This is a genomic window from Limosilactobacillus urinaemulieris (assembly GCF_014838745.1).
In the GTDB taxonomy this organism is placed as follows: Bacteria; Bacillota; Bacilli; order Lactobacillales; family Lactobacillaceae; genus Limosilactobacillus; species Limosilactobacillus urinaemulieris.
Window position 1 is genome coordinate 17,787 of the sequence record NZ_JABUXR010000006.1, and the last position, 21,105, is coordinate 38,891.

The 21,105-nt window shown below is 39.6% G+C and carries 19 protein-coding genes and 1 pseudogene; 15 read left to right on the forward strand and 5 right to left on the reverse strand.

The window, feature by feature from the left end; genetic code table 11:
• The first annotated feature begins 103 nt into the window (after positions 1–103).
• The 9 genes from HUK45_RS04155 (at position 104) to HUK45_RS04195 (ending at position 9,632) form a co-directional block, all read left to right on the forward strand.
• Positions 104–2,968 (forward strand): helicase C-terminal domain-containing protein, encoded by a 2,865-nt coding sequence (locus HUK45_RS04155; protein ID WP_191911287.1) that lies wholly within the window; start codon positions 104–106, stop codon positions 2,966–2,968.
• Between the two features lie 53 nt (positions 2,969–3,021).
• Positions 3,022–3,540 carry a cell wall elongation regulator TseB-like domain-containing protein gene (locus HUK45_RS04160; protein WP_191911219.1) on the forward strand — a complete coding sequence of 173 codons (519 nt, stop codon included), beginning with the start codon at positions 3,022–3,024 and terminating at the stop codon, positions 3,538–3,540.
• A 78-nt stretch (positions 3,541–3,618) separates the two neighbouring features.
• Positions 3,619–4,335, forward strand: a complete 717-nt coding sequence (locus HUK45_RS04165) for a DnaD domain-containing protein (RefSeq protein WP_191911288.1) — start codon at positions 3,619–3,621, stop codon at positions 4,333–4,335.
• A gap of 22 nt (positions 4,336–4,357) precedes the next feature.
• The gene (locus tag HUK45_RS04170) at positions 4,358–5,290 is read left to right on the forward strand and encodes a DMT family transporter (protein WP_191911220.1); all 933 of its coding nucleotides are present in this window, start codon (positions 4,358–4,360) and stop codon (positions 5,288–5,290) included.
• Between the two features lie 305 nt (positions 5,291–5,595).
• The gene (locus HUK45_RS04175; protein WP_235971994.1) at positions 5,596–6,612 is read left to right on the forward strand and encodes a uroporphyrinogen decarboxylase family protein; all 1,017 of its coding nucleotides are present in this window, start codon (positions 5,596–5,598) and stop codon (positions 6,610–6,612) included.
• Between the two features lie 13 nt (positions 6,613–6,625).
• Positions 6,626–7,369, forward strand: coding sequence for an amino acid ABC transporter ATP-binding protein (locus HUK45_RS04180; RefSeq protein WP_191911222.1), 744 nt, complete (start codon positions 6,626–6,628; stop codon positions 7,367–7,369).
• Between the two features lie 17 nt (positions 7,370–7,386).
• Complete coding sequence (locus HUK45_RS04185; RefSeq protein WP_191911223.1) at positions 7,387–8,055, forward strand: amino acid ABC transporter permease; 669 nt, start codon at positions 7,387–7,389, stop codon at positions 8,053–8,055.
• A gap of 15 nt (positions 8,056–8,070) precedes the next feature.
• Complete coding sequence (locus HUK45_RS04190) at positions 8,071–8,769, forward strand: amino acid ABC transporter permease (RefSeq protein WP_191911224.1); 699 nt, start codon at positions 8,071–8,073, stop codon at positions 8,767–8,769.
• Between the two features lie 20 nt (positions 8,770–8,789).
• Positions 8,790–9,632 carry a transporter substrate-binding domain-containing protein gene (locus HUK45_RS04195; protein WP_191911225.1) on the forward strand — a complete coding sequence of 281 codons (843 nt, stop codon included), beginning with the start codon at positions 8,790–8,792 and terminating at the stop codon, positions 9,630–9,632.
• Positions 9,633–9,699: 67 nt separating this feature from the next.
• Here HUK45_RS04195 and HUK45_RS04200 read toward each other — a convergent pair.
• Positions 9,700–10,657 (reverse strand): annotated as a pseudogene (locus tag HUK45_RS04200) (L-lactate dehydrogenase).
• 506 nt (positions 10,658–11,163) lie between these two features.
• Here HUK45_RS04200 and HUK45_RS04205 point away from each other — a divergent pair.
• The 5 genes from HUK45_RS04205 to dtd all read left to right on the forward strand — a co-directional run bounded on the left by HUK45_RS04205 (position 11,164) and on the right by dtd (position 15,548).
• A complete protein-coding gene (locus HUK45_RS04205; RefSeq protein ID WP_191911289.1) occupies positions 11,164–11,463 on the forward strand; it encodes a hypothetical protein in 300 nt (99 codons plus the stop codon).
• A gap of 63 nt (positions 11,464–11,526) precedes the next feature.
• Entirely contained in the window at positions 11,527–12,441 is a 915-nt protein-coding gene (gene prmA, locus HUK45_RS04210; protein ID WP_191911226.1) for a 50S ribosomal protein L11 methyltransferase, read from the forward strand.
• 50 nt (positions 12,442–12,491) lie between these two features.
• Positions 12,492–12,836 carry a hypothetical protein gene (locus HUK45_RS04215; RefSeq protein ID WP_191911227.1) on the forward strand — a complete coding sequence of 115 codons (345 nt, stop codon included), beginning with the start codon at positions 12,492–12,494 and terminating at the stop codon, positions 12,834–12,836.
• Positions 12,837–12,857: 21 nt separating this feature from the next.
• Positions 12,858–15,095, forward strand: a complete 2,238-nt coding sequence (locus tag HUK45_RS04220; protein ID WP_191911228.1) for a RelA/SpoT family protein — start codon at positions 12,858–12,860, stop codon at positions 15,093–15,095.
• A 15-nt stretch (positions 15,096–15,110) separates the two neighbouring features.
• Entirely contained in the window at positions 15,111–15,548 is a 438-nt protein-coding gene (gene dtd, locus HUK45_RS04225; protein ID WP_191911229.1) for a D-aminoacyl-tRNA deacylase, read from the forward strand.
• A 65-nt stretch (positions 15,549–15,613) separates the two neighbouring features.
• On the opposite strand, the gene HUK45_RS04230 is transcribed toward dtd, so the two are convergent.
• Positions 15,614–16,465: a fructosamine kinase family protein gene (locus tag HUK45_RS04230; protein ID WP_191911230.1), complete on the reverse strand. Its 852-nt coding sequence runs from the start codon at positions 16,463–16,465 to the stop codon at positions 15,614–15,616.
• A 147-nt stretch (positions 16,466–16,612) separates the two neighbouring features.
• On the reverse strand, positions 16,613–16,744 hold the full coding sequence (locus HUK45_RS09695) for a hypothetical protein (protein WP_268890007.1): 132 nt from the start codon (positions 16,742–16,744) through the stop codon (positions 16,613–16,615).
• Between the two features lie 92 nt (positions 16,745–16,836).
• Here HUK45_RS09695 and aspS point away from each other — a divergent pair, with 92 nt between their 5' ends.
• Positions 16,837–18,624, forward strand: a complete 1,788-nt coding sequence (gene aspS / locus HUK45_RS04235; RefSeq protein WP_191911231.1) for an aspartate--tRNA ligase — start codon at positions 16,837–16,839, stop codon at positions 18,622–18,624.
• 100 nt (positions 18,625–18,724) lie between these two features.
• On the opposite strand, the gene HUK45_RS04240 is transcribed toward aspS, so the two are convergent.
• Entirely contained in the window at positions 18,725–19,465 is a 741-nt protein-coding gene (locus HUK45_RS04240; RefSeq protein ID WP_277956502.1) for an amino acid ABC transporter ATP-binding protein, read from the reverse strand.
• Positions 19,455–20,960, reverse strand: coding sequence for an ABC transporter substrate-binding protein/permease (locus HUK45_RS04245; protein WP_191911232.1), 1,506 nt, complete (start codon positions 20,958–20,960; stop codon positions 19,455–19,457). Before HUK45_RS04245 ends, HUK45_RS04240 begins: the two co-directional genes overlap by 11 nt.
• Positions 20,961–21,105 lie beyond the last annotated feature (145 nt).

Genomic DNA, 21,105 nt, shown 5'->3' on the forward strand with positions numbered 1-21,105 from the left:
ATTTGCCAAAGAACAACGGCAATTGTTACTATAATTTAAAAAACGAATGGTGTATCATAAAAACAGAACTTTGATCGAATAAATAATGAAACATGGTGATAGTTTGTCAACAACGAAAAAACGTCGACAGAAAGCAAAAAAGTCACGTGGACCAATATATTCGGTTGTTGATCTGGAAACGACCGGAACAAGTGTTAATCATGGTGACCGCATTATCCAGATTGGCTGTGTACTTGTTCAAGATGGCGAGGTCATTAATCGCTTTGAAACAAAAATTAATCCGCGAGTAGTGGTTCCGCGGCAGATTACTCAATTAACAGGAATTAAAAATAGTGACGTACGGAATGCACCGTTATTTGAAGATGTTGCTGGGACACTATACAGTCTCCTCAGTGGCACTGTTTTTGTGGCGCATAATGTTAATTTTGATTTTCCGTTTTTGAATGCCGAGTTAGAACGTGCTGGTTACCCTCCGTTATCAATTAAGGCCATTGATACGGTAACGCTAAGTCAAATATTAATGCCGACTGCAAAGAGCTATCGCTTGCGAGACTTGACAAGTTCATTATCAATTGAGCATGATCATCCTCACAGCGCGGTTTCTGATGCAGAAGCAACTGCTCATTTACTAGTGGACCTAATGAAGCAATTACGAGAGTTGCCGACACTAACGCTTGAAAAACTTGTTGAACTTAAATTAAACCTGCCTCAACAAACGACAATGATTTTGGAACAGGAGCTAGAACGGCGAGATGCTCATCCATTGCCATTAGCTGATAGTCTATATGTTAGTCACGGAATTGTTCTCCACAAGGTTCGTCCGGCAACAAGCTTAGGAGAGGCAACCAATGTCCGTTATCCATCAACAAAGCGGGCAAAGATTAAGCTGTATGGTGACTTACTGGAATTTCGTCCTACCCAATCAAAGATGATGAATAGTATTTATAATAACTATACTCATGATGAGCCTAAATCAATGATTGTGGAAGCTGGAACCGGAACAGGGAAGACATTAGGGTACCTTCTTCCCTTAGCCTATGCAGCGTATCCAGATAAGAAAATTGTTATCAGCACGGCAACTAATCTTTTGCAACAACAAATAGCGCAACGGACAATGAAGCAATTGAATAAACTCCTACCATTTGAATTAAATGGAGTAGTAATTAAGGGGAATTCGCATTATCTTGATCTGGCTAAGTTTGTTCATTCATTAAGTATCGTTGAAGATTCTGACTATATTCAGTTAATTAAGGCAAAAATTCTTGTCTGGCTGCTAAAAACTACCAGTGGTGATCTTGACGAGTTAAACTTAAATGCGCAACGTTCACCATATTTTGCTGAAATTCGTCACCAAGGTATTAAAACTCTGCGCGAAGATAATGAGTTTTATAAAGATGACTTCTTAATTCGTCGGCAAAAGCAATTACATACTGCAAATGTAATTATTACTAACCATGCCTACTTAGTTGCTCATGCGCAAGAATTAGGGGATGGCACTAGACGACCATACCTAGTGGTTGATGAGGCTCAGCACTTAAGCGAAAGTATTCTTCGTCGTTCACGGCAAACGCTTGATTTTCAAAATATTAGAACTGCGATCCATGTGTTGGAGAACTTAGTTAGCGATAATCAGGAACGAAACCTTGCAAATATTTTTGAAGATCATGCGTTAGGGACATACAATGTTGAACTGTTGAGAGATGATTTGCGCTCGCTTAGTGAAGCCACTGATGCGTTTCAGCAGGCGTTGTATCGTCAATTTATGCTTAATGTTCAAGGTAATAATAGTAATGAATTAATTGAGCAGCCGTTGAATAATCAGCAATTATTTTCGCTATTAACGCCAAGTAATAAACCAATCATGCAGCTTGAACAGGCATTAGCAAGTGTTCAGCTTCATTTTATGGCTCTCCGGCACCTTTTTGAACAGCAGGCTGACCGGTGGTTATTTAGTGATCGGTACTTAATGAGTCAGTTTCAGAGTCAGTGGATGGTTCTTGCTGATGCAGATAACAAGCTTCACCAATTTATTGAAACCCTTGAGGAACGTGGTGAATCCGCTGCTTTCTGGCTCACCGTTCAGCAATCTACTGAGCACAGTTCAATGCGACTTAGTGGTGGTCTCTTGGCTGTTAATCACTTCTTAACAGAGAACGTTTATCCATACTTTGCTCAACCATTATTTGTTGGGGCAACGCTATTTACTTCCAGTCGTTCTAACTATTTGTATGAACAGTTGGATCTAGAAAAAGGACGCACATTGCAAAAGCGTTTTGCCTCACCGTTTAATTATGCAGAGCAGGCAGAATTGCTGGTTGCTAAAGATGCACCAATTCCGAATCAAACTAATAACGAGGAATACACTCGTTATTTAGCACAGACGATTTATCGATTATGTAAAAACAACCATTGCCAAACAATGATCCTTTTTAATTCGTTAGTAACAATTGAGCAGGTTTATAGTCAGCTTAAAGAAACAGACTTATTTGATCAGCGAGATATTTTGGCTCAAGGAATTACTGGCCGCCGTGAAAAATTATTAAAGCAGTTTGCAAGCGGAACAAGTTCGATCTTACTAGGCGCAGCTAGTTTTTGGGAAGGAATTGATCTCCCTAAATCATCCTTAGAACTACTGATTATAACCCGCTTGCCTTTTGATTCGCCAAATGAAATCATGACGCGTGCACATAATAATTTACTGAAACATGAGGGGAAAAATCCGTTCTACCATGCAGCTCTTCCTAAGGCAACCATGAGACTCCAACAGGGAATTGGCCGGTTATTACGAACGCCAAATGATTTTGGAGTAGGGATTATCCTTGATTCGCGAATTAATACCCGGCGCTACGGAAGTTCAATGCTCAAGAACCTTCCTAAAGATTTGCCGATAAAGGAATTATCAACTACCGAGCTGGTAGAAAATGCCAAAAATTTTTTAAAAAAGCACCGGACAAATAACGAAAGGTAAGAATTTCTGGTATAATTTCTAAGATTAATAATTTTTTAAAGAGGGGAAGTTACATGCAAAGTCGTCACGAGGTCCAGCGTGATAAGCAACATCGTTCTACTGGACAAACGATTCGTAATCTTTTAATTGTCATTGTTGCAATTATTGTTATTGTGGGGATCTTTTACCTTATCAGTAACCAGCCACGTTCGGCAGCCAGACGACAAACCGTTTCAATTGCAAAAAAGTATGCCCACCTCAAGGAGCCAGGGAGCTTTTATATTTATAATCGGGAAAATACTTATTACACCATTGCTGGAAGAAATAACCAAAATCAACCGATTTTAGTGGTTGTTCCTCAGCATGGTGGTAATGTTCGGGTATTGAAACAGAGTAGTGGCTTAACAGCGCAGCAGGTAATCCAGCAAGTTCGGCAGGATCATCACCCGCAAAAAGTGTTAAAAGCTGCTCCAGGAGTCTTTAATGATAAAGTAGTTTGGGAAGTTACTTATCGTAACCACAAAGGACAATTATGCTATGATCTGATTAACTTCAAAACAGGGAAAGTTGTTCAGACAATTAATAATTTGTAGTTCGTGAAGATAGGGGGACGATTTATTATCGTTACGCCCTTATCTTTTTTGGTTAATTTTTGTTAAGGGGGGTTCATGATGACAGAAAATTCACTAGTCCAATACCTTAAAGCTGGAGAAACTTCTATCAGTAACATCCTCCTCCATCATTATCATGAATTGGGGATGTCAACGGCTCAACTGGTTGTATACCTCGAATTTAAGTCTTATCTTGATCGGGGCGTGATTGATCCTGACATTCGACAAATTGCCCAGCACCTGCAAACGGACGAGAATCAAGTTTTTGATCTTCTTCACCAAATGATGAGCAATAAACTAGTAGTTCAGCAGATGCGTAAGTTGGATGATGGTAAGGAAGATGCCTTTTGGGATTTCACACCGCTGATAAATAAACTTAGTGCGTTTAACGAGCAGGAAGCTACTGAACAAGTTAATGCTAATACCGGAAATCAGCGAAAAGAAACGTTCAACAAAATTGAGGCAGAAGTCGGTCGACCGTTGTCACCAATGGAAATGCAGATTGTCAATGATTGGATTGATCGTGATCATTACAAAGCTGCGATTATTGATCTTGCACTGAGACAAGCGGTAATGAATAATGCACTAAGTCTTCAGTATATGGATCGCATCTTAAGAAACTGGTCCAGACAAGGACTGAAGTCGGCTCATGATATTCGAGAGCATGAACGTCAATTTGAAGAACGAAAGTCAAATTATTCACACCAGGATGCCAGAAAAATTCAGGGTCCTAAGATTCCAATTTTTAATCTTAACTCGCAAACAAAAAAGAATTAATTTAAAGGAAGAAGGGTGCTTTATGGCGCAAAGAACAAATAATCCGGTAATGAAGGGGATTATCATTGCTGCAGCTGCATCAGTAATGTGGGGAATTTCAGGAACGACACTTCAGCTAATCTCCCAAAACCTTGCAATCCCGGCAGCGTGGATGCTTTCTATTCGAACATTTTCTGCGGGAATTATCTTACTTGTAATTAGTGGGTTTATGTACGGCAAAAAAACCTTCAATGTGTTTAAACGACGTGATACAACAATTTCTGTTCTGTCTTATGCTGTTTTTGGGTTGATGGCTAATTTATTGACCTTTTACTACGCTATTCAAAAGGGAAATGCTTCAGCGGCAACAATTCTGCAATATTTATCACCATTATTCATTGTGCTTGGTGGTGTGATATTTAAACGTCAACACCCATTTAGAAGCGACCTGCTTGCGTTTGTTTTAGCCCTTTTAGGGGTTTTCTTTGCTTTAACCAAAGGAAATTTTACCCAGCTAGACATTCCGATTGATTCACTATTATGGGGTCTTGGTTCAGGAATTACTGCAGCCCTATATGTTGTCTTACCTCAAAAAGCCGCTGATTCAAATCCGCCAATTGTTGTGTTGGGGTGGGGAACTATTATCGCAAGTATCCTGTTTAATATTTACCGACCATTTTGGGTTAATCCGCCACAGATTAGCGGTGAGTTAGTTGCCGCCGTTGCGACTGTTGTGCTTTTTGGAACAATTTTACCGTTTAGCTTACTAATGGTTGCCACTCGATATGCTCCTTCCGATGTTGTAAGCATTATGGATGCTTTACAGCCAATTACCACCTCGTTATTAAGTGTGATTTTCTTTAATCTTCACTTAACCTTAATTGAAATAATTGGGATTGCTCTTGTTATTATTGCTGTTTACATCTTGCAAGATGGTCGGCGAAAAGCACTTACTGAAAATGATCTTCACTATTAAATTAAAATTATCTAAGAATAATTAAAATTTAATGTTGACAAAAAGTAAGAAAGTTTGTATATTAAAATCATTAGTTATTTGGAAAGGAGAAGGACTCATGTTAGTTAACCGTTTATTTAATTTTAATTGTTGTCAAACTTCAAAAGTTAATGGACATTCTGACATGAGTTCAGTTGGCCATTCTTTTTGAGGTTGATTAAATCTTAAAAGGGGCGGCTGCTCCGCAATAAGTGGTAAAAGCTACTAATCATGTCAGTGATTAGTAGCTTTTTTTGTACGCTGAATTAAAGAAAAGAGTGATGATAATGACATTAGCACGTAAAGAAGTAATTGCAGCCTTAAACAATCAAGAAACTGGTAAAATCCCAATTTCTTTTTGGCGCCACTTCGCAGTAGATGAGTTTACGAATGTTTTTCAAGAGCCAGCAATCCTCCAAACAAACTTAAGAGGCCACCAAAAATACTATGATGCAGTAGATGTTGACTTTGCTAAGACAATGTTAGATGGCTATTTTGCTTACCCGTTTCGTGGAGTTGATAACCCACGGAGTCTAGCTAATCTTCAAAGACTTCAGCCACTAAATCAGAATGATCCGTGGATTACCGGTCAGGTTAAACTTGCTCAACGACAACAGCAAATTGCGGGAGATCGGCCAACCTTTATTACGATGTTTTCCCCAATGCTTCTTTTTAAGTGGGCGTTAATTAAACATTATGCGGAACCACTTTTGTTAGCAGAACAGCGATTTACGGATCTTTATAAACAGGATCCATCACTAATCTTGCAGGTCCTGGAAGTAATTGCTGACGATCAAATCAAAGTTGCCCAAGCAATAATGACTAACACTAAGGTTGACGGTATTTATTACAGTACCCAGTCAATTCAAGATTCACGTTTACGTGATGACACCCAGTTTTTTAAGCAAGTAATGGAGCCGATTGATCTTAAGGTTCAAGAGGGAATTAACCAAGTGTTACGGTTGAATATCCTTCATATCTGTGGCTTTGCTGGTGCAACTAATCATCTTGAATGGTTCACTAATTATCCGTTGCAGGTTATTAACTGGGCAACAGAAATTGATGGTTATTCGTTAAGTGAGGGGAAACAGTTATTTGGTGATCGGCCAGTAATGGGTGGTTTTGATAACAGTACAAACGGAATCCTTTACCGGGGAACCAAGGAGCAAATTCAAACAGAGGTCAAAAGGTTAATTGATGAAGCTGGTCACCGGGGAATTATTTTGGGAGCTGACTGCACGGTCCCTCGTGATATTTCTTACGAACGACTAACTTGGGCGATTGAAGCAGCTCACCAGAACTAGGAGGTTATCGGGGATGTTATTAAAAATAACAGATTTGAAAAAGCAGTTTCATGGTCAGCAAATTTTAAACGGGATTGACCTTTCAATTGCCAAGGGCGAAGTGGTGGTTATTATTGGCCCTTCTGGTTCAGGAAAGACAACCCTGTTGAGAAATTTAAATTTCCTCGAACAAGCTGATAGCGGCTTAATGGAATTTGCTGGAGAAAAAATCAACCTGGCTCAAGCAACTAAGCCAGAAATTCAAATGGTTCGTCGAAAAACAGCAATGGTATTTCAAAATTATAACCTTTTTAAGAATAAAACAGCCCAAGAGAATATTGCTGAGGGATTAATTTATGGTCATGGTGAGAATGCTAAGACGGCAAACCAAAAAGCAGTCCAAGCATTGAAAAATTTGGGCTTGGATAAACGAAAAGATTATTATCCTTCGCAACTATCAGGTGGTCAACAGCAAAGAATCGGAATTGCTCGGGCAACAGTCCTTAATCCAGAAATCATATTGTTTGATGAACCGACTAGTGCCCTCGATCCCGAGTTAGTAGGAACGGTTTTAAAAGATATTCAGCAGTTGGCTGAACAAGGCCAAACAATGATCGTTGTTACTCACCAGATGTGGTTTGCCCGAAACGTCGCTAGTCGAGTGTTATTCTTTGCTGATGGCGAGATCATTGAATCAGGAACGCCTGCGCAAATCTTCGAACACCCACGAGAACAAAGAACTAAACAATTCCTAAATGCTCTGGTAGATAATTATTAGGAATGGGAGGCAGATTAATGAACAATCGGAAAATTATTGAGATTATTTGGCGAGGCTTCCCGAATACGATTGAGCTACTAGTCTTTTCTTTTATTTTTGCAACTCTTCTGGGGTTGCTCTTAACCTGGATTGACTTGCGTAAAAGTAGGGTAGCTCGAGGAATTGCAGTGGTATACCTGAATTTGATTCGTGGAACGCCGCCGTTGCTAATGTTATTACTTGCTTACTATGGGTTACCGGTCTTACTTAAGACGATCGGGATCGATATTGACCATTGGACAAGGTTAATGTTTGGAATCCTTGGCCTTTCCTTAGGTTGGAGTGGTTATTTAGCTGAAGCGTTTCGGTCAGCTTATTTTTCAGTAGATGTAGGCCAAATCGAAGCCGGTCGTTCTGTAGGAATGAAAGATCAAACCACCTTTTGGCAAATTATTTTGCCTCAAGCAGCAATGATTGCTTTACCTAATATTGAAAATTTGGTAGTGGGACTGGTTAAGGCGACTTCATTAGTTTATGTTATTGGTTTATATGATATGTATAATCAGGCGTCTAATCTTTCAAACCAAACTGCCGGCTTACACCAATTACAAATATTTGTTCTTTTAGCGTTAAGCTATTGGGGATTGGTATTAGTAATTGAGGCCATGTTTCGTTTTATCAGACGACGTTACCAGTGGCTAGCTTAGGAAGGATGTGATTATGTGTTTGATCTGAATTTTGCTAGGGATTCATTTAATCAAATTCTGGCAGCAATACCACTAACGCTAATTGTAGCTTTAGTTGCAACTATTATTGGACTAGTTCTAGCAATTTTAGTAGTAATTGCCAGAGAAAAGCGAATCCCGTTCCTTTCTCAATTTTTAGCGGTATTAGTGTCATTTATTCGGGGAACACCAATTTTAGTTCAATTATATGTTGTTTATTATGGACTACCTCAATTATTAGTATTGATGAATAAATGGGGCTGGAACACGAATCCAAATGGTTTACCAGCAATTATCATTGCCTTTTCTGCTTATGGTTTAAATGCAATGGCTAACCTGTCAGAGAGCATCCGGGCAGCATATCATTCGGTTGACTTTGGACAATCCGAGGCCGCCCTATCGATTGGAATGACCCCTTTTCGAGCAATGACTCAAATTGTAATTCCCCAGTTAATTATTAATTTAATTCCTAATTTTACGAATATCTTCCTTGATTTAGTCAAAGATACAGCATTGATCTACAATATTGGCTTGGTCGAGATTATGGGGCAGGCAAATATTGTTTCATCAATTGGATTTAAGTACCTGGAGACTTACACTGATGCATTGATTATTTACATTATTATTTGCTGGATCTTTGCTCAATTATTTAGGTTAGTTGAAAAGAAGTTACGACAGCGATATTTCGTTGTATAGACAAAGAGAGGTTATTTATTATGAAGATTTCAAAATTATTTACAAAGTTATCAGTGATTGGTTTAGTTAGTGCCGCTGCAATTAGTTCAGCAACAGAAGTTCATGCAGCGACGACGGTTAATGTTGCTGCACCAAACGGTAATCCGGCATATATTGTTAATACTGATAACGGACCTGAGGGGTATTATGGTGAACTAATCAAAAAAGTTGATCAGGACTTGCCTCAATATAGGTTTAAAACCACCTTTACGTCTCAAAATGCAGTTTTTTCAGGATTACAAAGTGGAAAGTATGACGTTGCCTTAAATAATTCTTGGTACAATAAGCAACGTTTCCAAACATATTATCATACTCAGGCAGTTGGCCTTGACGACTTACGGTTGGTATATAACAAGAATGGGAAGAAAGCGAACTCATTAGATGATGTTGCTAAGAAAAATTTAAAGTTAGTTCCCGTTTCAACTGATGATGCCCGTTATAGTGTTTTAGAAGACTATAATAAATCACATAGTAAAAAAGTGAACTTGAAAGCGATTGGCGACCAATCTTCAGCTGATGCTTTAGCACAAGTGGCTAATGGTAAATATGACGTTGCACTATACCCATACGCTGCTTATAAACAGGTAGCTAATTCCAAGAATGGAAAGAAATTGACAGTTTCAACATCAATTGATCAGCGTTCAGCTTACTTGCTCTTGCATAAGGACGCTAAGAACAAAAAGTTAACGCGGGCACTGAATAAGGAAATCAAGAAGTTATACAACGATGGTTATTTGGAAAAGCTGACAAAGAAATATCTCTATGAGAACACCTTTGCTTTGCCAGGTGCTAAGAAGAACTATAATGCTGAATTTAATAAGTAATAAAAAAGGCTAAGAAGAAATTAATTCCTTCCTAGTCTTTTTGATTGTTTATATTAATAAGTAAAGGTTAGTTGTTTTGGAGCTTAGCCATACCGTCCTTAGCAACCTTTTCAAGGGCAGCAGCAGAAGCATCCATAGCCTTCTTTTCACGGTCATCCAAAGGAACTTCGATAACCTTGTCAATACCGGATGCGCTGATAACAGCAGGAGTACCGATGTAAAGATCGTTAATTCCGTATTCACCGTTCATTGGAGCACCAACTGGCAATACAGCATGTTCGTCACGTAGGATAGCGCAAGTAATCCGCATTAAGCAGGTAGCAACACCGTAGAAGGTAGCACCCTTACGGTTAATGATTTCGTAAGCCTTGTTACGAACATCGTCTTCGATCTTAAGTAATTGGTCCATTGAAACATTGTTTTCCTTAGCAATGTCAAGAAGTGGCTTACCACCAATAGTTGCGCTTGAGTAAGCAGCAAATTCGGAGTCACCGTGTTCAGCAAGAATGTTTGCTGAAACATCGCGTGGGTCAACATGGAACAACTTAGCTAAAGCGATACGAAGACGTGATGAATCAAGTGAAGTACCTGAGCCAATAACCTTGTTCTTTGGGAAGCCAGAAAGCTTTTGAACAGCGTAAGTCAAAATGTCAACTGGGTTAGCAGCGATCAAGAAGATACCGTTAAAGCCAGACTTAACAATTGGTTCAACAACTGACTTCATGATCTTCAAGTTCTTGTCAACTAGTTGAAGACGAGTTTCACCAGGCTTTTGTGGTGCACCAGCAGTGATAACAACTAAGTCAGCATCCTTGCAAGTGTCGTAATCAGCAGAGTAAATTTGCTTTGGTGCAGTGAAGACAGTAGCATCTTCACTGCACCAAAGCGTCACCTTCAGTACGCTTCTTAACAAGATCAACGATAGCTAATTCTTCAGCCAAACCTTGTTGTACTAATGCGTAAGCATAACTTGAACCTACAGCACCGTCACCAACAAGAACAACTTTTTGATGATTCTTAGACATAATTAAACAGTCTCCCTTTCATCCAGTAAATATGCTATTTGAGATTTCTCTCACATGACTAATTATAACATTCCTTGTGAAAAAAGCTATTAAATTCGGAATTATTGTCATTTTTTGTGGAAACTAGCTAATAATTGCTAGCTTTACTTATGATTGAAGACCACTGATTAGTATGATAAAAAGGGCAATTACGATTGCAGGGATTAGCAAGGCATGAAAAATGAAGCCGACTACGAAAATTAAAAAGAGCAATCCCAAAATTTTGAGTGTAAAAACACCTAATTTCCACATGATCCATAGAATTAATAGCGTGATCAAAATCCCCAAATTTAGTAACCTCCTATTCTCAATTAATGAGGGAATTATAGCATTTTTCAAATTGAAAAGATTAATTTACGTTAACCTTTTGCACAATCTTAACCATGTGATAAAATGGAACATATGTTAATGAATTGATTATATAAAAGGAGGAGGTGATTACCGTGTTGAATCAAACGAAGCGTTTTATGCGTGACAATGACTTGATGTACAAGAAAGAATATATTCGGCCGATGATGACGCCACAGCATGTATATGTTTTTCGGTTTGGGAAGCATCGATTGAACAATCGGGTAATCATTCGTTACTCCCATACATGGACGGGGCGATTGAAGATTAATGAGATCGATGTTCGCCTGCACCACCAACATCATCCACGAATTTTTCGGACTGAAGCTGACTTGATTGAATATTTAAGAAGTCACTTTACCAAAAAAGATGATGAGGAGAATTCATCGCAGCCTGCTAATTTTGAGAATGAAGAATAGGTGAGCGATATTACTGTGACCATCATATTGGTGGTCATTTTTTATTTAATAAAGGAGAACAATATGGATTGGACAGCGGTAAAAGTAATTACTTCTAGTGAAGCAGTTGAAGCAGTAAGTTATATTTTAACTAATGAGGGAGCGGTCGGAGTTCAAATTGATGATGCAAAGGATTTCGCTAATTTAAAGCCTGGCCGCTATGGAAAATATGGAGAAATCATTGATCCACAGGAAATCCCCCACCGGGAAAGCGAGGCTGCGGTTACCGGATACTTCCCGCAAAATGTTTTTGTTCCCGAACTTGTTTCAACAATTAAGGAACGAGTTGCTAAACTTAAGGACTACCAACTTGATCCGGGAGCAGGCCTTGTGATCACAGAAGCAGTTAATAATAAGGATTGGGCAACTGTTTGGCAAAAATACTATCACCCATTGCGAGTAACCAACCAATTAACAATTGTTCCTCAATGGGAGAACTATCAACCACATTCCGCTAATGAGAAATTAATCGTTTTGGATCCAGGGATGGTCTTTGGAACGGGAACTCACCCAACGACGCGCTTAATGATTGAAGCACTCGAAATTGTTGCTCGTGGTGGTGAATCAATGATTGATGTTGGTACGGGTTCTGGAGTCTTGAGTATTGCAGCAAAACAACTTGGGGTAGGACGGATAGATGCTTATGATATTGATGAGGTGGCTGTCCAATCCGCAAAGAAGAACATTGGTTTAAATCCGGTTGCTGCTGACGTTAAGGTTGGTGTTAATAGTCTGCTCGATGGAATTCATACCCAGGTGGACCTAATCGTTGCAAATATTTTAGCGGAAATAATTGTTCCATTAATTCCTCAGGCATTTGAAAATTTAAAACCAGGTGGTCGGTTCCTCGTTTCTGGAATTATTAAAGATAAGGCAGACTTGGTTGAACGGGAATTAAAGAGCCACCACTTTGTTACTGAATTGTCGAAGAATAGTTAGCGGTTTGTGGTACAATTATTTTCATCATATTAAGTATAGGAAGTTAGGTTATGGATTGGCTAAAAAAAGTTGAAAATAGTAAAAGCATTGCTGTATGGGGATTTGGGATCCTTTTTGGAATTATTCTTCCATTATTTAGCGATAAATTTCGGTTAATTCATCGTGTATGGATGGTTGGTTTTTTCCTGTTCTTGGTTAATATGCTTTTTGGTATTTGGCTCGGTCAATATATAAAGAAAAATGGCCTGAAATGGTGGAACCTGTTGGTATTTCCAGTTTTATACCTCTTTGTTTCATACGTATTTATGCCAAGGTACACTGTTTATTTTGCTCTATTCTATTTAGGAGTTACTTACCTAGCTTGGTCGATTAGTTCACAGGGCCAGCCAAAGTAGTTTAGATTGGAGGGTGGCACATTGTCAGAGGTTAAAGAGTTATCACATGAAGATGTCCTTAAAATGGTTTCTTCATATATGAATGATGAGCATGTCGCTTTAGTTGAACGGGCATACCGGTTTGCTGCTGTTTGTCATCGAGACCAGCGGCGAAAATCAGGTGAGCCGTATATCATTCACCCAATTCAAGTTGCGGGAATCTTAGCTGATCTTCATATGGATCCAGAGACGGTTTGTGCTGGGTACCTTCACGATATTGTTGAAGATACTGGGGCAACTTTAGATGACATTAAGGAGCTGTTTGGGCCAACAATTGCCCTGATTGTTGATGGTGATACTAAGTTAGGAAAAATCCAGTATAAATCAAATAAGGAGCAGATGGCTGCTACCCACCGTAAACTGCTGCTTGCAATGTCTAAAGATATTCGTGTGATGATTGTTAAGCTTGCTGATCGGCTTCATAATATGCGAACCCTTCAGCATTTACGGCCGGATAAGCAGCGGCGGATTTCAAACGAAACTTTAGAAATTTATGCGCCAATTGCTGATCGATTAGGAATTAGTACCATTAAATGGGAGTTAGAGGATCTCTCTCTTCGTTACCTTAATCCGCAACAATACTACCGGATTGTCCATTTAATGAATTCGCGGCGGGATCAGCGAGTAGAATATATTGATGAGGCCATTACAGAAATTAAAAAGGCAATTAGTGACCTCAACTTAGGACCAAACGTTGAAATATATGGTCGGCCTAAACATATTTACTCAATTTACCGCAAAATGGTTAACCAGCATAAACAGTTTAGTCAAATTTATGATCTGTTGGCAGTACGGATCGTTGTTGATTCGATTAAGGATTGTTATGCAGCCTTAGGAGCAATCCACACTAACTGGAAGCCGATGCCAGGAAGGTTTAAGGACTATATTGCAATGCCTAAAGCAAATGGCTACCAATCATTGCATACGACGATCATGGGCCCTGGAGGTAAACCGCTAGAAGTTCAGATTAGAACTCACCATATGCATCAAGTTGCAGAATATGGGGTTGCAGCACACTGGGCTTATAAGGAAGGAAAAACTAACGGAATTCAACAAACTCGCGATAGCCAAAAGTTGAACGTGGTTAAGGAAATTCTCGAACTACGTAGCGAAAGTGATGGTACTGATGAATTTATGCAGGGGGTCCAAAGTGATATCTTTGCTGATAAGGTCTATGCTTTCACGCCTAAGGGTGATGTAATTGAATTGCCACAAGGGTCAGGACCGCTTGATATGGCTTACCAAATTCATACTGAAGTTGGTAACCACACAACAGGAGCCAAGGTTAATGGTCGGATTGTCCCTCTAGACTACGAAATCAAAACCGGCGATATTGTGGATATTCTGACTTCTTCTTCATCTGCCGGACCGAGTCGTGATTGGTTGGAGCTTGTGTCCACACGACGGGCACGGAATAAGATTCGGCAATTCTTTAGAGCTCATGATCGAGAAGCAAATATTGAAGAAGGTAAGCGAATGATTGAACGGGAGATCCGAGAAGCCGGCTTTGACCCGTTTGCTTTGATGACTGAAGAAAAGAACGAAGAAGTGGCCAACCAGATGCACTATCAAAACAGTGATGATATGTTCGCTACAATTGGCTTTGGGGATATGGCACCGGTTGGCGTGCGGAATCGGTTCACCGCTGATGTAAGAAAAAAGGAAGAAGATTCACGGAAACAGGCTGCTGAGAAAGCCGTCCTTGAAGAACATGCAACGTTAGAAAAGCCTGATCAACGAGAGAAAAAGAAACAGGCTAAGGAGACGAGTGAAGGCATTGTTGTTGAAGGCGTTGATAATTTATTGACTCGTCTTAGTCACTGTTGTAGTCCAGTTCCCGGTGATGACATTGTTGGTTATATTACTAAAGGACGTGGTGTATCGGTTCACCGTTCAGATTGCCCCAATATTAAAGCTGCCGAGAAGAGTGGTCAACGAATTATTCATGTTTATTGGGCTAATCCAAATGGGGATAAGACGAACTATAACTCGAACATTGAAGTTCAGGGTTATAATCGGAGCGGCTTATTAAACGATGTCCTTCGTTCAGTAAATAACACTACAAAATTCTTAAACTCCGTAAACGGGAAGGTTGACCACAATAAGATGGTCACCATTAGTATGACAATTGGTGTTCGTAACCTTCATCAATTGCAGTTTATTATGGATTCGTTAAAGAATATTAAGGATGTTTATGTAGTTAAGCGAACCATTCGTTAGTGAGGAGGAAAAGTAGTGAGAGTAGTTTTACAGAAAGTCAACCATGCTTCAGTTTCAATTGACGGTGAAGTCGTTGGGGCAATTAAGCGTGGCTATATGTTATTAGTTGGTTTTGCTCCTGATGATGGGGATGAACAGCTAGATTACCTTGTTCATAAAATTGTTAATCTCCGCGTCTTTGAGGATCAAAATGGTAAAATGAACCTTGGCCTTCGAGATGTTGACGGTGCGATCCTTTCCATTTCACAATTTACCTTGTATGCTGATACAAGACATGGTAATCGCCCCGGGTTTACTGATGCAGCTCGTCCAGAAATTGCCGAGCCGCTTTATCAGCGATTTAATGAAAAACTGGCTGCTACTGGTGTTCATGTTGAAACTGGTCAGTTTGGTGCCGAAATGAAGGTTGATCTGGAAAATGACGGACCAACGACGATAATTTATGAGAAATAAATAGTACGAAAAATGGTCTCCAAAGGACGGTAAAGCCGAACTTTGGAGACCATTTACATTAATTATTAATAGCTGCTTAAAATGTTATCGACTGCGGGACCATAACTTTCACCAAATAAGATTAGGTGCATGCAGAGATAATAAAACCTGTACCAGGGAAGTCGTTCGTTAATTCCTGGGGTGATTGGATATATGGCATTATAGCCGCGGTAAAATTGATCGTCGAACCCACCGAAGACTGTTGTCATAGCTAGATCAAATTCACGATCACCATAAACGCAATCTGGATCAATTAAGTATGGCTGGTGAGTTTGGCTAAACATAAAGTTTCCGGCCCAGAGATCACCGTGTAGCAGGCTAGGCTGAACCTCATGTGTAGAATAGTAATTGTCAAATTTGGCAATCATTCGGTCAAAATGTTCTTGTCGCCACTTATTCCAGCGATCTTGCTTTATCGCTGCCGAGATCTCTGGCTTTAATCGTTGGTTAATGTAAAAATCACGCCAACTGGGATTCCACTGGTTATTTTTAACCAATACCTTTGTTTGATGGTTGTCCATAAAGCCAAATTCTTCTCTTCGCTGTTGGTGCATTTTAGCAACTTCTTGACCAAGTGCGTATTGATCACCGACACCACTATTGATCCAATTTAATATTAGGTAAGCATCACCATCAATTTCACCATTAGCAACAGGGGTAGGGACATTAGCTATTTTGCCGATTTCTCGTAATCCGGCGATTTCATGATCGAAATATGATGCCTGATGATTTGGCTGAACTTTGACAAAGTATGTCGCCTGGTTAGTAGTGATTTGGTAGGCTAGATTAATATCGCCACCGCTAACTGACTGGCAACTGGTAATATTGTCTAGCGGTAACTGTGATAACCAGCTACTAGATAATTGATGATTAATCAAAATGAACACCTTCTTTTGACCTATATTTTAAACTTTTACTGGGAGAAAGCCAATGGAACGGTAACTATTGACATTTTTAGTGAACTCGGGTACTGTAAGAATGTAATTTTAATACTAATAGCCAATGATAAAGAATGCTTATTTACCTTAGTCAGCAGCGAGTGGGAAGTGGTGGAAGCCCATGACATTAGGCGATAATTGACGCTTTTGAGGCTGGGCATTTGTCCCCGTCGGTAGTTCGACGTTACCAATGAGTGATACTAAGGTGGTACCGTGCATAAAGCACCCTTATGAAAGATAGGGGTGCTTTTTTTATTAGAAATTAGTATTAACACTACCAATCTAAAAATGGTTAAAGAGGTAATTAGAGAATGAAGAGAACTAATTACGCTGGTGAAACCAGTGAAAAACAAGTAGGCCAAGAAGTTGTTCTTAAAGGCTGGGTTGCTAAACGTCGTAATCTTGGTGGCTTGATTTTTATTGATCTGTGGGATCGAGAAGGAATCGTTCAGTTGGTCTTTAACGAAAAAGAAAACCCTGAAGCATTTAAGGTTGCCAATGCGGTTCGGAACCAATATGTTCTTGAAGTTCAGGGAAAGGTTCAATTGCGGGCTGAAAAAGAAATTAACCCTGAGATGAAGACCGGGAAAGTTGAAGTTGCGGTTGATCAGATTAAGGTTCTGGCAAAGTCTGAAACAACGCCATTTGACATTACTGATGACGTTGATGCAAGTGAAGATTTACGGATGAAGTACCGTTACCTTGATCTCCGTCGTCCTGAAATGATGAAGAATTTGATGCTGCGAAGTAAGGTTACGTCTGTTGTTCACCATTACTATGATAATCAAGGGTTCATGGACGTTGAAACACCGGACTTAACCCGTTCTACCCCAGAAGGTGCTCGTGATTATATTGTCCCATCACGTGTTTATCCAGGACATTTCTACGCTTTGCCACAATCGCCACAATTATTTAAGCAATTACTTATGGCCGCTGGAGTTGATAAGTATTATCAAATCGCACGATGCTTCCGGGATGAAGATTTACGTGGTGACCGCCAACCTGAATTTACTCAAATTGATACGGAAATGAGTTTTGCTACTCCTGAGGATATTCAAACGGTAACTGAAGGATTAATTAAGAAGGTTATGAAGGAAGTCTTGGGTGTCGATGTTAAAACTCCATTTCCACGGATGGAGTGGCAGGAATCAATGGATAAGTATGGTTCTGATAAACCCGATACTCGATTTGGGATGTTAATCCATGACTTATCATCAATTGTTAAGGACAGTTCATTTAAGGTCTTTTCTGGAACTGTAGCCAAAGGAAACTTTGTTCGGGCAATCTGTGTTCCTGGTGGGGCTGACAAGTACTCCCGGAAAGACATTTCTAAGAAGGAAGAGTATATTAAGCGTTTCGGTGCTAAGTGTCTCGCCTGGGTCAAGGTTACTGAAGACGGCTATTCTGGTCCAATTGCAAAGTTTATTAATGATAATGCTGATGCAATCAATGAAGAAATGGGTGCTAAGCCGGGAGACTTAATTCTCTTTGTTGCTGATTCATTCCACGTTGTTTGTGATGCTCTTGGCTACTTACGTCGTGAGATTGCTAAGGAGCAAGATATGATTGCGCCTAACCAGTGGAATTATCTCTGGGTTGTTAACTGGCCAATGTTTGAATATGATGAAGGGTTTGGAAAGTGGATTGCAGCTCACCACCCATTCACCATGTTAAACGAAGAAGATCTTCATTATCTTGAAGATGGTGAAGATCCCCACAAGGCTCATGCCCAGAGTTACGATATTATTCTTAATGGTCAAGAAATTGGTGGTGGCTCAATCCGGATTCATGATCCAAAAGTTCAAGAAAAAGTTCTGAAGGCATTGGGCTACACTAAGGAACGCGCAGAAGCTCGCTTTGGCTTCCTCCTCAAGGCATTAACAATGGGAATGCCTCCTGAAGGTGGATTAGCCTTCGGGTTAGATCGTTGGGTAATGTTACTTGCACAAGCAGATAATATTCGTGATGTCATTCCATTCCCTAAGAATTCTAAGGCTGTTGAACCATTAACGGCCGCACCTGGTAAGGTTAGTCAACAACAGTTGGATGACTTAAAGGTTCAGTTTGATGATCAAGTTGATTATAAGCAGGATAAATAATTAGCAGGATCAAATTAAAAATGGACAGAGAAAACGGTTTGTTTTTTCTGTCCATTTTTAATTTTACTGGATATTATCAATGCTTATTATAGAGCCTTGATTACTTTAGAATCTTCTTTAAGAATTCCTTTGCCCGGTCACTTGTTGGATGGGCAAAAAATTCATCTGGCTTACCAGTTTCCTGAATATAACCATCGGCCATAAACCAGATTTGATCTGCTACCTCATGAGCAAATCCCATTTCATGAGTAACAACTACCATTGTCATTCCAGAATCAGCGAGATCATGCATTACAGTTAGCACTTCATCAACCATTTCTGGATCAAGGGCACTTGTTGGTTCATCAAAGAGCATTACTTCGGGATCCATCGCTAAAGCACGAGCAATTGCTACCCGTTGCTTTTGCCCACCAGATAGCTGGTCAGGATATTGCTTTGCCTTTTCCGCTAGACCGACTTTCTCCAAAAGTTTCATTCCAGTTTCTTCGGCCTGCTTCTCGGGAATGTTTTTAACCTTCATTGGTGCTAGTTTAATGTTTTCAATCACGTTCATATTTGGGAAGAGGTTAAATCCCTGGAAAACCATTCCCATCTTTTCCCGTAACTGATTAAGTTGCTTATCGTTGATCTTAGTTAAGTCTTTTCCCTCAAAGAATACCTTGCCGCTAGTTGGCTGTTCGAGACAGTTCAGGCAACGAAGGAAGGTACTTTTACCAGCACCAGAGGGACCAATGACACAGATAACCTGACCCTTATCGACATGTTCAGTGATATCTTTAAGGACAGTGTTATTCTTAAACTTTTTTTGCAAATTTTGAATTTCAATCATTTTAGTGGACATGTTTCATTCTCCCTTCAAAGTAAAGTAGAATTCTGGAAAGTGTAAACGTTAAGATGAAGTAAATCATCATAGTAATGAATAGTGGGAGAACTCCTTTGTAGGTTGCTGACTGAACTAATTGTGTTTGGAACATTAATTCAGTTACACCAATAACGGAAACTAGTGAACTATCCTTTAACAAGGTAATTAATTCATTTCCTAAAGCAGGCCAAATATTCTTAAGCGCTTGCGGCATGATTACATAACGGAAAGCCTTGTTTTTATCCATTCCTAAGCTCCGAGCTGCTTCAGTTTGACCAAGTGGAATTGACTGAATTCCAGAACGAATGATTTCAGCAACGTAGGCTCCAGAATTTAACGAAACGGCAATGATCCCGGCAAGCAAGGCGGGGAGGGATTGGATAATTGCACCAATACCAAAGTAAACAAACATGATTTGAACCATCATTGGTGTTCCCCGGAGGAATTCAATATAGCAAACCGCAATTGTATGCAGAAGCTTGTTCTTTGAAAGACGCATGAGAGCGAAGAGGGTTCCTAAAATGAAGCCGAAGAATACTGAGACGATAGTAATAATTAGTGTGTATTCGAGCCCCTTTGCAAAGTAACGCCAGTAACTAAGAACAGTATTTTGCTTTTTGTAGCTCTTCATATATTGGGCTGACTCTGGAATCCATTTCTTATTAATTAAGTCTTCGTCGTTGACTTTTTTGATCGTTTGGTTAGCGGCATTTACGAGGGAGGTGTCACCCTTTGGAAAGGCGAGGGCGATTCCGCCAGCAGTAACCGGTAACTTTGAGTTAAAAGCGTAGAGGTTAGAATTATTAGATGCGTATGCCTTTGCAGTCGCCGCATCCATTAAAATACCGTCATATTTATGGGACTGTAAACCAATTACCAATGAAGAAAGCTTTGCTAATCCTTTACCATTAGCCTGTGGCATGTCCTTAGAAATCATTGTTGATTGTAAGGTCCCGTTTTGGGCACCAACAGTCTTACCATTAAAACTTTTGGCATTAACCAGCTTATCCTTGTCACTCTTATTGATTAGGAAGTAGCTGTCACCGGTATAGTAGACATCAGAAAAGTCAACACTCTTTTTCCGCTCATTGGTGATGTTCATTGCCCCAGCAATGCAGTCAATTTTTCCGGTTTCTAGAGCAACTAAAAGTGAATCAAAGTCCATATTTTTAATTACTAGTTTAACCCCAATATCTTTAGCAAATTGCTTCATGAGCGATACTTCAAAGCCAACATACTTTGTTTTGCCATGTTCCTTGGTCGTAAATTCATATGGCGGATAATCGGCACTTGTCCCGACAACGAGTGTTCCTTTTTGTTTAATCTTTTGCAGTGAATCATTTTCAGCTACCTGTGAAGTATTCGTAGCTGAACTTGAACTGCCGCTTTCATCGGCGGCTAATGCTGATACTGGTGCGCACAGTATTGGGAACGCGATGATTATTAGCATTAACCAATGTTTGAAACATTTCATAATCAATAACTCCTTCAATTTCTTAAAATAAATACATTGGTATGTAATATACGACGATATGATTAAATATGCAATGGTTATTTAAAAAATAGCGTATTTTATTCAATAATTTCGAATAATTCAAATAAAAATGAATAAAGTCGCC

What these genes read in the sequence shown, in the direction of transcription:
- HUK45_RS04160 (WP_191911219.1), top strand. Translation starts at nt 3,022, where the DNA reads ATGCAAAGTCGTCACGAGGTCCAGCGTGATAAGCAACATCGTTCTACT.
- HUK45_RS04165 (WP_191911288.1), top strand. Translation starts at nt 3,619, where the DNA reads ATGACAGAAAATTCACTAGTCCAATACCTTAAAGCTGGAGAAACTTCT.
- HUK45_RS04170 (WP_191911220.1), top strand. Translation starts at nt 4,358, where the DNA reads ATGGCGCAAAGAACAAATAATCCGGTAATGAAGGGGATTATCATTGCT.
- HUK45_RS04175 (WP_235971994.1), top strand. Translation starts at nt 5,596, where the DNA reads ATGACATTAGCACGTAAAGAAGTAATTGCAGCCTTAAACAATCAAGAA.
- HUK45_RS04180 (WP_191911222.1), top strand. Translation starts at nt 6,626, where the DNA reads ATGTTATTAAAAATAACAGATTTGAAAAAGCAGTTTCATGGTCAGCAA.
- HUK45_RS04185 (WP_191911223.1), top strand. Translation starts at nt 7,387, where the DNA reads ATGAACAATCGGAAAATTATTGAGATTATTTGGCGAGGCTTCCCGAAT.
- HUK45_RS04195 (WP_191911225.1), top strand. Translation starts at nt 8,790, where the DNA reads ATGAAGATTTCAAAATTATTTACAAAGTTATCAGTGATTGGTTTAGTT.
- HUK45_RS04205 (WP_191911289.1), top strand. Translation starts at nt 11,164, where the DNA reads ATGCGTGACAATGACTTGATGTACAAGAAAGAATATATTCGGCCGATG.
- prmA (WP_191911226.1), top strand. Translation starts at nt 11,527, where the DNA reads ATGGATTGGACAGCGGTAAAAGTAATTACTTCTAGTGAAGCAGTTGAA.
- HUK45_RS04215 (WP_191911227.1), top strand. Translation starts at nt 12,492, where the DNA reads ATGGATTGGCTAAAAAAAGTTGAAAATAGTAAAAGCATTGCTGTATGG.
- HUK45_RS09695 (WP_268890007.1), bottom strand. Translation starts at nt 16,744, where the DNA reads ATGCACGGTACCACCTTAGTATCACTCATTGGTAACGTCGAACTACCG.
- aspS (WP_191911231.1), top strand. Translation starts at nt 16,837, where the DNA reads ATGAAGAGAACTAATTACGCTGGTGAAACCAGTGAAAAACAAGTAGGC.
- HUK45_RS04240 (WP_277956502.1), bottom strand. Translation starts at nt 19,465, where the DNA reads ATGTCCACTAAAATGATTGAAATTCAAAATTTGCAAAAAAAGTTTAAG.
- HUK45_RS04245 (WP_191911232.1), bottom strand. Translation starts at nt 20,960, where the DNA reads ATGAAATGTTTCAAACATTGGTTAATGCTAATAATCATCGCGTTCCCA.